Origin of the sequence: Maribacter luteus, from assembly GCF_009674825.1 — a bacterium.
Classification (GTDB): Bacteria; Bacteroidota; Bacteroidia; order Flavobacteriales; family Flavobacteriaceae; genus Maribacter_A; species Maribacter_A luteus.
In genome coordinates this window covers 589,269-600,235 of record NZ_WKJH01000002.1, presented here as the reverse complement: position 1 = coordinate 600,235, position 10,967 = coordinate 589,269, and the positions used below count along the sequence as shown (strand labels likewise).

Here is a 10,967-nt window from a genome sequence, read left to right as displayed (position 1 = left end):
AATAAGGGTTAGATTTTTATGACCACACCATCGGCAAGGGCAAAGATCTCATCCTTTTTTTTGGGTTTTAAGGTGTACGTACCTGTGAATTCGCCAAAAGCGGGAAGTATCATTTGGTCTAGTTTCTTGAAAAAACAAGGTAAGCGCAACGTTTGTTTTCCGATTCCACTGATTTTTACCGAAGGATGTATATGCCCGCAAAAGTTGAAAAACCCTTCACGCATTTCCGGGTGGTGCGTTAAAAGAAAATCGTCGATGATGTGTTCATCAAATACTTCAATACCCAGCCCTTCATATTTTGAGTCGGAAATAACGTCATGGTTTCCGTTGATCAATGTTATTTTGGCTGTTGTTCGTGAGGTCCAATCTTCAAAATGCCTCCATTCGTAGTTCAAATGGGAATGGAACAGATCTCCTAAGAAAATGATCCTTTCAGGATTAAAATACGCACTTACCGCATCCATCATATTAAAATTGGCGTTTATGGCTTGTTGTGGAACAGCTGCACCGAATTTTCTAAAATGACTGATCTTGCCTAAATGTACATCACTGATCATCAAAATGGATTTTTCGCCCCAAAACAAGGATCCCGATGGGTGTAGGGTGAAGCGCTGTTCGCATATCTCGATTTCTTGGGTCACCGGCTATTTTTTTAAAAGTTTTGCAGTCATTCTTTGTATGCGGTCAGCTAATTTTTCACTGGACAGCTTTTCCCTTAACCTATCGGTAATTAAAGGAAATGAAAACGGGGTAGGTTGTGAACATTGCTTCCATATGATGTTTTGTTGATTGATGCGTTCAAGGGCCATTCGTAAACGACCTTCCTCTAGTTGGTGTTCAAAGGTTTCGGTAAAAGCTTGCTGGTATAAAAGATTATCTGCTTCATAATCCTTGAAAACATCAAAAAACAATTGAGAACTGCTTTGTAAATGTTTCATTTTGATGCCTTTTTCAGGATAGCCGGTAAACACTAATCCGCTGATGACGGCAATATCGCGGAATTTACGTTTAGCCATTTCGGTTGAATTCAGGCTTTTCTGAAGATCATCGAACATATATGCTGTGGTGAATAGGTCATTGTAGAGAATTTCCTGAATGTCCAATTGTTGGTCGGAAAGTAGTTCAAAACCGTAATCATTGAAGGCCAATGAAAAGGTTATCGGGGACAATAGGCTTATGCGGTAACTTAACAAACTACCCATGGCCTCATGTACGGCCCGTCCTTCAAACGGGTAAAAAATATGATGGTGGCCATCATTGGTCTTAAAGGTTTCGATCAAGAATTCATCGGGTTTGGGAACAATGCTTTCCTCACGCTGTTTGTTGAATATGGTTTTTAAGGACCTGATTTCAATCGATTGTTTGTTTTCGGGTAGCGAGGCCGTATACAATTCATTTCTTAGTAAATCTGACATCTGTGCGGAGAAAGACATTCTACCGCCCATCCAAGCAGGGACTTTTGTTGATTTTTTATTGGAATTGCGAACGTGTACCTGCATTTGTTTTATACGAATGAACTCAAGGTTTCTTCCGGCAAAGGTAAATACATCCCCGGCTTTTAATTTCGATATGAAAAATTCCTCTATGGTACCGATATACCCGCCCTTTTGATAGCGTACCGTTAAATTGGCATCGCCGACAATCGTTCCGATCTGAAAACGGTGTCGCATGGCAATGCCTCTATGATTCACTTTGAACAGACCGTCTTCTTCTAGTTCTACTTTCTTGAATTCATCATAGGACTGTAAACTCTGGCTACCTAAGACCAAATAATTTAGGATCCATTGCCATTGCTCCAAGGTTATGGCCTGAAAGCAGAAGGTGTTCTTTATTTCTTTTAGGATGGCACCAGGATAAAAACCGTCAGATACGGCCAAGGTGGTAAGGTATTGTATCAAGACATCAAAACTGTTCAGATATGGAATGCGATCCTCAACGGCCATCTTTTTAACAGCTTGCTGCAAAGCCGAGGCCTCGACCAGTTCCAAGGCATGTGTTGGCAAAAAGTAAATGACACTTTCTTTCCCAGGTCTGTGGCCACTGCGACCTGCCCGTTGTAAAAAACGGGAAATACCCTTTGTTCCACCAATTTGAACAACGGTTTCAACAGGGGCAAAATCAACACCGAGATCTAAACTCGACGTACAAACCACGGCCTTTAAACTTTCGTTACGAATGGCCTGTTCAACCCATTGTCGCGTCTCTTTGTTGATACTGCCATGGTGCATGGCAATTTCACCGGCAAGTTCAGGGTGTTTTTCGAGAATGTTCTGAAACCATATCTCACATTGACTCCGGGTATTTGTGAACAATAAGGTAGTCTTGCTATTATTGATGATCGGGATTGTAGTGTCCAATAAACGAAGTCCCAAGTGCCCACGCCAAGGAAATGTCTCCATTTTAACAGGTATAATGCTTTTGACGGTTATTTTCTTTGAAATGTTTGCTTTGATCAGGACAGAATTATCGAATGCAGATGAGTTAGGACCCAACAATACTTGCCGGGCCTGTTCTAGGTTACCTATGGTCGCAGAAATTCCCCAAATACGCATGTTGGTGGAAATTGACTTTAATCGGGATAGCCCCAACTCGGTTTGCACCCCTCTTTTTGTACCAAGAAGTTCGTGCCATTCATCGATAATGGCCGCCGAGCAGTTTTTGAATATCTTCTGATATCCTTTTGTGGCCAATAATAACTGAAGGCTTTCGGGCGTGGTAATTAGCAAATCGGGCATATTTCTTTTTTGTTTCGCCCTTTCGCTGGCACTGGTGTCCCCAGAGCGGATACCCACTGTTAAACCTGTTTCCAGATCTTTGGCAACCCGTTCAGCGGATTGTTTAATCTCATGGGAAAGGGCCCGTAACGGTGTGATCCAAATAGCCTTTAATCCCTTTTTATGTTTGGTTTTGTAATCGGGATTGCTCTTTATATAGTTTAAGATGATCGGGAACCATAAGGCATAGGTCTTTCCACTACCCGTTGGTGCATTCAGTAATCCGTGTTTACCTTGAAGAAAAGCCTTCCATGTTTGTCTTTGAAAAGCAAAAGGTGTCCAATTTTGCTGGTCAAACCAGTTTTCTGCAATGGTGTAAAGTTCGTCTCTTGTCATTGATCGGTCTAGCTTTCAAAGCGGAATGCGTATGATAAAATAATCATTTGTAGACTAAAATATCACTTTTAAAAATATATATTTGTTGAAATTAAACGAAGTACACATGACTATTTTAGATTTATACAATCATAGTGAGAAACGTAGAAATTTGGCACATTTTGCAGCAATAGCCTCTTTGGCAGCTGTTGACGGGGATGTAAATCCGCATGAAATGAAGTTATTGGAAAGCTTTGCGCATAAACTGGATATCACTGAGGCTGAGTTTAAAGAGGTGATGAAAAAATCGAATAAATACCCTATCGATCCCCAGAATAGTTCGGAAAAAAGGTTAGAACGTTTGTTCGATCTTTTTAAAATGATATTTGCCGATAATGATGTGGATGATGATGAAATGGTATTGTTGAAAAAGTATGCTATCGGATTGGGTTACCCCAGCGAAAAGGCAGATAAGATCATAGCAAAATCCATTGCCATTTTTTCGGGAAGGATAGATTTTGATGATTATCTGTACTTGATCAATAAATAAACAGCCCCTTTTGCATTTCAACAAAAGAGACTGATTATATCTTATTTGTATTTATCCAAAAACTCCTGAAGTTTAATCACCATATTTTTACTTCCACAAAAGAAAGGTACACGTTGATGTAGTTCTGTGGGTTCAATATCCAGAATCCTTGTTCTGCCTCCGATAGCAAGTCCGTTGGCCTGTTCCGCTATAAATGCCATTGGGTTGCATTCGTACAGTAACCGTAGTTTACCATTTTCGGTAATACTACTCTTAGGGTACATATAAATACCACCTTTGATCATGTTTCTATGGAAATCCGAGACAAGGGAGCCAATATATCGGGAAGTATAAGGGCGGTCTCCTTCTTCTTGCTGACAGTATTTAATGTAATCTTTAACACCTTGAAGAAAATGTATGTAATTACCCTCGTTTACGGAATAGATCTTTCCGTCTTCGGGAAACTGCATATCAGGGTGCGATAGGTAAAAGGTGCCTATGGCGGGATTTAAGGTAAATCCGTTTACCCCATCCCCGGTTGTATATACCAACATGGTCGAAGTACCGTAAACAATATAGCCCGCCGCGACTTGTTTGTTTCCAGGTTGTAGAAAATCCTCGATTTTTACAGGGGTCCCTACGGGGGTTACCCTTCTGTATATAGAAAATATCGTTCCTACCGAAACATTCACATCAATATTGGAAGAACCATCCAAAGGATCTATGAGAACAACATATTTGTTTTGGTGATTCTCGTCTTGGCTGTTTATACTTATGAAATCGTCTTCTTCTTCCGAAGCGATACCACATACTATTTCCCTGTTCTTTAAGGTTTGTATGAATATGTCATTGGCAAGTACATCCAATTTCTGTTGGTCTTCCCCTTGAATATTCGTTTCCCCCGCTGCACCAAGGATATCTATTAAACCAGCTTTGTTCACCTCATGGTTTACCACTTTCGCCGCTAATCGAATGGCGTTGAACAGTCTTGAAAGTTCCCCTGAGGTGTATTGGAACGAAGATTGGTTTTCTATTATGAATTCTCCTAATGTTTTGTGTTTTTGGCCTAGCATAGATATTTTGTGTGATTTATTTACAAATATCGTAGAATTTGTGAAACTACAAGGTTTTCGGCCGTGTAAGATTGTGTAAATTTATAACTTTGTGTTTTATTTGTAACAATTATGGGATATACGATTAGAGATGCCGTAGTAGGCGATATGTCAGAAGTGCATGCACTTATTAAGGAGTTGGCCAGTTTTGAAAAAGAAGCCAATGCCGTAGAGGTCACGGTAGATGATTTGGTACGTGACGGTTTTGGGGAGAATGTCCTATTCCATTGTTTTGTTGCGGAGGAAGATTCGAGAATAGTCGGTATGGCGTTGATCTATAACCGATATTCAACTTGGAAAGGGCCCATAATACATTTAGAGGACCTAGTGGTGGCAGAAACAATGCGCGGAACAGGTTTGGGTACGGCACTTTTAGATGCCGTGGTATCCTATGCCGCAAAAAAGGGTGCTAAACGTATTAATTGGGAGGTACTCGATTGGAATGAGCCGGCCATTGCCTTTTACGAAAAAAAAGGGGCAAAGGTAATGCGCGACTGGGATGTGGTACAATTAGATGAAAAAGGAATACAGAATTATTTAGATAAGATATGAGAATTTTCAAATTTGGAGGTGCATCGGTTAAAGATGCAGCAGGAGTACAGAACCTTGTAAAGGTCTTAAAGGAAGTAGGTCATGAAAATACCTTATTAGTGGTTTCGGCCATGGGTAAGACCACAAATGCCATGGAAAAGGTGGTAAACTTTTATTTTGATGATAAAAACGCCCTGAGTTCTGCCGTTCATGAAGTAATAGCATACCATAATGAGATTTTGTTAGAACTTTTCAAAACTGATAATCATCCTGTTTTTGAAAAAGTAAAGGTGTTGTTCGATGAGGTTCAGGGATTCCTGGTCTGGAACAAATCACCCAATTACAATTTTGTTTATGACCAAGTTGTAGGTTATGGCGAATTGGTTTCTACCACGATTTTGAGTGCTTATTTGAATGAAGAGGGAATTCAAAATTCTTGGTTGGATGTGCGCGACTTTATCAAGACCAACGATAATTATCGTGATGCTTTGGTCAATTGGGAGAAGACGCAAGCAAAAATAGCGGAAGGTGTAGATAAGAACAAGTTTTATATTACCCAAGGTTTTTTGGGAAGTGATGATAATAATTTTACGACTACCTTGGGTAGGGAAGGTTCTGATTATACAGCGGCCATTTTTGCCTATTGTCTCAATGCAAAATCCGTAACCATCTGGAAAGATGTTCCAGGTGTTCTGAATGCGGATCCGCGATATTTTGATAATGCGCAGTTATTGAACCAGATATCTTACAGGGAAGCAATAGAGTTGGCTTTTTACGGGGCATCGGTTATTCACCCTAAAACTTTACAGCCTTTACAGCGAAAAGAAATTCCATTGTTGGTCAAATCCTTTATCGATCCCAAGGGAGCTGGTACAACCGTTGGAAAAGGAACGGCACTTGAGCCCCAGGTACCATGCTACATAATGAAAAAAGGTCAGGTCTTGATGCGACTTTCGTCCTTGGATTTTTCATTTATTGTTGAAGACAATATCAGTGCTCTCTTTAAAATGTTGCATGATCATAAGATGAAGGTAGACCTTATCCAAAACTCCGCTATCAGTTTTTCAGTTTGTGTTGATAATAGGTTTGGACGACTTCAGGAATTATTGGATTTATTGAAAAGTAGGTTCAAGGTCGTATGCTACGAAGGGGTTTCGTTATACACCGTAAGACATTTTGATAATGACGCTATCAAAACATTGCAAAACGGTAAGGAAATTTTACTCGAACAGCGGTCAAATGAAACAGTACAGTTGGTGGTGAAATAGAAAAAATGATTGGTTTTCCAGACTGTTAAAATACTACTTCCAGTAGGGATTTTACTATATTTATGCTTCCTAAATGAAAAAGCTAATGGGTTTAGTAACCGCAAAGGAAGTAGCCAAGGCGATCAATCTTGATAAATATGGGTTTTTTGGTACTTTCATGGGGTGGGTCCTAATGAAAATCACAAGGATTTCCGGAATAAACAGGTTTTATAAGAAGCATGAACATCTTGAGGGAATGGCCTTTTTGGATGCTATATTAAGGCATTACGAAATTGACTTTGAAATACCGGAAGAAGATTTTAAACGATTGCCCAAGGAAGGGGCTTATATCACCATATCCAACCATCCGTTGGGTGGTATTGATGGGGTGTTATTGCTAAAGTTGTTGGTAGCCCATAGAGATGATTTCAAGATAATAGCTAATTTCTTATTGAATAGGATAGAGCCTATATCCCCATACATTCTGCCTGTTAATCCTTTTGAAAACCACAAAGACGCACAAAGTAGCATTGCAGGTTTCAAGAGTGCTATGGCCCATTTGGGAGAGGGGCATCCCCTTGGTATTTTTCCGGCAGGGGAGGTCTCTACATATAAAGATGACAAACTAATTGTTGATAAGCCGTGGGAAGTAGCGGCACTAAAATTGATTCGGAAGGCGAACGTTCCCGTTGTCCCTATTTATTTTCATGCAAGAAACAGCAAGTTCTTCTACAGGTTGTCCAAAATAAGTGATGTGTTTAGAACGGCTAAATTGCCTTCAGAGATATATTCCCAAAGAAATAGACCCATAAAAGTCAGAATTGGCCAACCGATATCGGTTGACATGCAGAATGAACAGAATACCTTGGAAGAGTTCACCGATCTTCTTCGAAGAAAAACGTATTTGCTCTCCAATGCATATGAAAAAGAGCGGTTGATCGATCAGATACCCACTTCCTTAAAGATTCCTAAAGCTCCCAAAAAAATTGCTTCGGCCGTACGCACGGAGGTCATACAGGAGGAGATCGAAAATCTTCGCGAAAAGGATTGTCGATTGTTGCAGAGTAAAAACTATGAGGTCTTTTTGGCAGCCGCCAATGATATGCCTTATATCCTAAAGGAAATAGGACGACAGCGAGAAGTTACTTTTAGGGCAATTGGAGAGGGCACCAACAACTCAATCGATTTGGACAAATTTGATGAATATTACCATCACCTTTTCCTTTGGGATGATACCGATAAAGAAATCGTTGGGGCCTACCGGATGGGAATGGGATCCGAAATTTATAAAAGGCACGGTATAGATGGGTTTTATTTGCAGGATCTCTTTCGTTTTGAGCCCGAACTGCATGGTATGATGAGCCGATCCATAGAAATGGGAAGGGCATATATTACCAAAAAATACCAGCAAAAACCCATGCCTTTGTTTTTGTTATGGAAAGGGATCGTACATACGACGTTACGATATCCGGAGCATAAGTATTTGATCGGTGGGGTGAGTATAAGTAACCAATTCTCTAACTTTTCCAAGTCGTTGATGATCGAGTTTATGAAAAGTAATTATTGGGATCCTTATGTGGCCCAATATATAAGCCCCAAAAAGGAGTTCAAGGTAAAACTCAAAGATGCGGATAAGGAATTTATTTTTGATGAAACCAAAGCCGACCTTAATAAGTTCGATCGTATGATCAATGAAGTGGAGCCAGGTAATTTAAGGCTTCCCGTTTTGATCAAGAAATATATAAAACAAAATGCAAAGGTTGTGGCTTTTAACGTTGACCCACTTTTTAACAATTCAGTTGACGGCCTAATGTACATACGAATCGCGGACCTACCGGAAAGCACCGTTAAGCCGGTTATGGAAGAATTTCAGGCGGAACTTGAAAGAAAGTTCACCGAGAATCAACAAAACAATGGGGATTAATGTAATTCGCGTAGGATGAATTTTTGGCAATACTCCTTTATTTCATCCCTGACTTTTACGTACAGTTTGTGTTTTTCTTCTGCACTACCATCAAATTTGGATGGATCCATAAAATTATGGTGCAAACGTTTCGCTTTTTTGGAAGGAATGTAAGGACAGTTTTCATTCGTGTGATCACAGACCGTAATTATGAAATCGAAATCTTTATCTAGATATTCATCTATATGGTTCGATGTGTGGTCAGAAATATCAATACCATCTTCGGCCATAATGGCAATGGCGGCTGAATTGATACCATGTACCTCAATACCTGCACTGTACACTTGTGCAAAGCCATTATTTAACTTTTCAAGATAACCATGCGCCATTTGGCTTCTGCATGAATTACCCGTACACATGACCAGAATATTTTGCATCTTTCCAGACTATTCGTGTTACTGTTCATATACACCCAAAATGGGAAAAAAGGAAAGGGTTAAATCAAATTCCGACAGATTTACTCCTGCGTTCAAATAATAGGTTGTCTTTCCAAATACCATTGAGTTGCCCTACTTTTTCACGTCTTCCTATATAACGAAACCCCGCTTTCTTATGCAAGGCAATACTACTTTCGTTTTCGGGAAAAATGCCGGATTGTAAGGTCCAAAAACCTTTATCTTCACTTTGTGAAATTAGTTTATTTATTAACATACTGCCCACACCATGGCCTTTATATTTTTCACTTACATAAATACTTACCTCAGCCACACCACCATACACACATCTACTTGATACGGGCGATAAGGCAGCCCAACCCATAACGTTACTGTTTTTAACGGCTACAAGCCTACACATGGGTAAATGGGTATTGTTCCAGGATTCATAGGTAGGAATGTTCTTCTCAAAAGTCGCATAGCCAGTGGCTATTCCCTCGGCATAAATCTTCGCTACGGCATTCCAGTCAGATGACTGCATTTCCCGTGTTTTCAAGGTGGCCATCATGTTTCAATCATATTAATACATCGCAATAAAACGATTGATATTCACATATAAAAACCGGCGATAACTTGCCGGTTTTTATAAATTTAGAACCAAGGTTTTTTACCTACTTGGTACGTGTTGTAGAATTCCTCGTCTGATTTGGTTAAATAGATAATACCCTCTATAAGGCCTATTACACTTGGTACCCAAACAAATAACAAACCAATTCCAACGCACGAAAGAACATAAGCTGCAATAGATACACCTAAAAGAATAAAACCTTCTTTTTGGTATCCTAATAAAAATTTATGGACTCCCAATGAGCCTAAAATTATTGCTAATATCCCAACGAGTAATTTTTTGTTTTCACCTCCTGCACCGCTAAATGCTTCTTTAGCACTTTCGGTAAACTCTTTGGCGGTTTCTTTGGCGTCTTCGGCAAAATCACTGGCTTTCTCTTTTGCATCTTCTGCGAATTCCTTTGTTGCTTCTTTGGCGTCTTCGAATTTTTCGTTGGCTTTGTCGCCAAGATCTTTGGCTTTGTCGCCTAAATCTTTGTTCTCATCTGACATAATTCTTGTTTTATGGTGGTTTTACTAAGGTTAAATGTAACGATTATTTGAACATGATAATAAAATGGGGATAAATTCATGCTGATAAATAAGATAATTTATTCGGACTAAAAGGAGTATGGTGAAATAAGGGCCGTGTCTATTCTAAAAATGCCTTGTCAATAGGTTCCCAAAGTTCTAGTTTATTTCCTTCAGGGTCCAAGATCCAGCCGAATTTACCATATTCGTATTCTTCGATTTCCCCGACAATCGTGACTCCTTCTTTTTTTAATTCTTTTAAAAGTTCTACCAAATTCTCTACCCTGAAATTCATCATGAACTGCTTTTGACTGGGCTCAAAATATGGTGTGTCCTCGTTCATAGGGCTCCATTGGGTAGAGCAATCATTACCTTTTTGGTCTTTCCACCAAAATGTGCAACCATATTGGTCGGTATTAAGGCCTAAACGGTTTTTGTACCATTCCTTTATCTTATCCGGGTCTTTTGTCTTAAAGAAGAACCCACCAAGACCGGTAACTCTTTTTTTCATGGCTTACTTTTTTTTGTATTTTTTTCATAAAGTGAAATCCAATCTTCCACGCTCATTTTTGAGCAAAGTTCACCGATAAGTCCGTACGGAATGGTATCCATATTTTTAAACCGGATACAACTTTTGCCCATGTCCAATTTGGTTTTCACATATTTTGGATATTCGGTTACGAACCAATCATATAATGGCTCACTGGCATAAATACCCGAATGATAAAGGGCAACAAAGTTTTTCTGGGATGCCACATTTATGAAAGGAAGGGGCAATTCAGGATTACAGTGGTAACCACTAGGGTATAGGTTATGGGGTACTACATAGCCCAACATGCCATAGCTCATTTGTTCGGTGAACCCTTTCGGTAAATTCTCCAAGATGGTTTGCCGTAGCTTTTGAATAACCTCCTTTCGGTCATCGGGTAATTCGTTGATGTATTGTTCTGGTGTTGTTGCTTTCGATTGCATGCTTAAGGAGTAT

General features: G+C 39.6%; 12 protein-coding genes. 4 read left to right on the top strand and 8 right to left on the bottom strand.

Annotation, left to right across the window (positions count from 1 at the left end; translation table 11 throughout):
• Window positions 1-8: 8 nt before the first annotated feature.
• Both pdeM and GJ691_RS05760 read right to left on the bottom strand, forming a co-directional pair.
• The gene (gene pdeM, locus GJ691_RS05765; RefSeq protein ID WP_179955035.1) at window positions 9-641 is read right to left on the bottom strand and encodes a ligase-associated DNA damage response endonuclease PdeM; all 633 of its coding nucleotides are present in this window, start codon (window positions 639-641) and stop codon (window positions 9-11) included.
• Between the two features lie 3 nt (window positions 642-644).
• On the bottom strand, window positions 645-3,110 hold the full coding sequence (locus GJ691_RS05760; protein ID WP_154364679.1) for a ligase-associated DNA damage response DEXH box helicase: 2,466 nt from the start codon (window positions 3,108-3,110) through the stop codon (window positions 645-647).
• Between the two features lie 106 nt (window positions 3,111-3,216).
• Here GJ691_RS05760 and GJ691_RS05755 point away from each other — a divergent pair, with 106 nt between their 5' ends.
• Window positions 3,217-3,639, top strand: coding sequence for a tellurite resistance TerB family protein (locus tag GJ691_RS05755; RefSeq protein WP_154364677.1), 423 nt, complete (start codon window positions 3,217-3,219; stop codon window positions 3,637-3,639).
• Between the two features lie 41 nt (window positions 3,640-3,680).
• On the opposite strand, the gene fbp is transcribed toward GJ691_RS05755, so the two are convergent.
• Window positions 3,681-4,691: a class 1 fructose-bisphosphatase gene (gene fbp / locus GJ691_RS05750; protein WP_154364675.1), complete on the bottom strand. Its 1,011-nt coding sequence runs from the start codon at window positions 4,689-4,691 to the stop codon at window positions 3,681-3,683.
• Window positions 4,692-4,802: 111 nt separating this feature from the next.
• On the opposite strand from fbp, the gene GJ691_RS05745 reads away from it, so the two are divergent.
• From GJ691_RS05745 to GJ691_RS05735, 3 genes are all read left to right on the top strand, one after another.
• Window positions 4,803-5,282: a GNAT family N-acetyltransferase gene (locus tag GJ691_RS05745; RefSeq protein ID WP_154364672.1), complete on the top strand. Its 480-nt coding sequence runs from the start codon at window positions 4,803-4,805 to the stop codon at window positions 5,280-5,282.
• Entirely contained in the window at window positions 5,279-6,529 is a 1,251-nt protein-coding gene (locus GJ691_RS05740) for an aspartate kinase (RefSeq protein ID WP_154364670.1), read from the top strand. The genes GJ691_RS05745 and GJ691_RS05740 overlap by 4 nt, the downstream gene beginning before the upstream one ends.
• Window positions 6,530-6,614: 85 nt before the next feature.
• On the top strand, window positions 6,615-8,432 hold the full coding sequence (locus GJ691_RS05735) for a GNAT family N-acyltransferase (protein ID WP_154364669.1): 1,818 nt from the start codon (window positions 6,615-6,617) through the stop codon (window positions 8,430-8,432).
• On the opposite strand, the gene GJ691_RS05730 is transcribed toward GJ691_RS05735, so the two are convergent.
• The 5 genes from GJ691_RS05730 to GJ691_RS05710 all read right to left on the bottom strand — a co-directional run bounded on the left by GJ691_RS05730 (window position 8,429) and on the right by GJ691_RS05710 (window position 10,954).
• A complete protein-coding gene (locus GJ691_RS05730; protein ID WP_154364667.1) occupies window positions 8,429-8,848 on the bottom strand; it encodes an arsenate reductase ArsC in 420 nt (139 codons plus the stop codon). The two genes, GJ691_RS05735 and GJ691_RS05730, sit on opposite strands and share 4 nt — an antisense overlap.
• Window positions 8,849-8,912: 64 nt before the next feature.
• Window positions 8,913-9,413: a GNAT family N-acetyltransferase gene (locus GJ691_RS05725; RefSeq protein WP_246200123.1), complete on the bottom strand. Its 501-nt coding sequence runs from the start codon at window positions 9,411-9,413 to the stop codon at window positions 8,913-8,915.
• Window positions 9,414-9,496: 83 nt separating this feature from the next.
• On the bottom strand, window positions 9,497-9,964 hold the full coding sequence (locus GJ691_RS05720) for a TM2 domain-containing protein (protein WP_154364665.1): 468 nt from the start codon (window positions 9,962-9,964) through the stop codon (window positions 9,497-9,499).
• A 139-nt stretch (window positions 9,965-10,103) separates the two neighbouring features.
• A complete protein-coding gene (locus GJ691_RS05715) occupies window positions 10,104-10,493 on the bottom strand; it encodes a VOC family protein (protein WP_154364663.1) in 390 nt (129 codons plus the stop codon).
• Window positions 10,490-10,954 (bottom strand): DUF1801 domain-containing protein, encoded by a 465-nt coding sequence (locus tag GJ691_RS05710; protein WP_154364661.1) that lies wholly within the window; start codon window positions 10,952-10,954, stop codon window positions 10,490-10,492. Before GJ691_RS05710 ends, GJ691_RS05715 begins: the two co-directional genes overlap by 4 nt.
• Window positions 10,955-10,967: the final 13 nt, after the last annotated feature.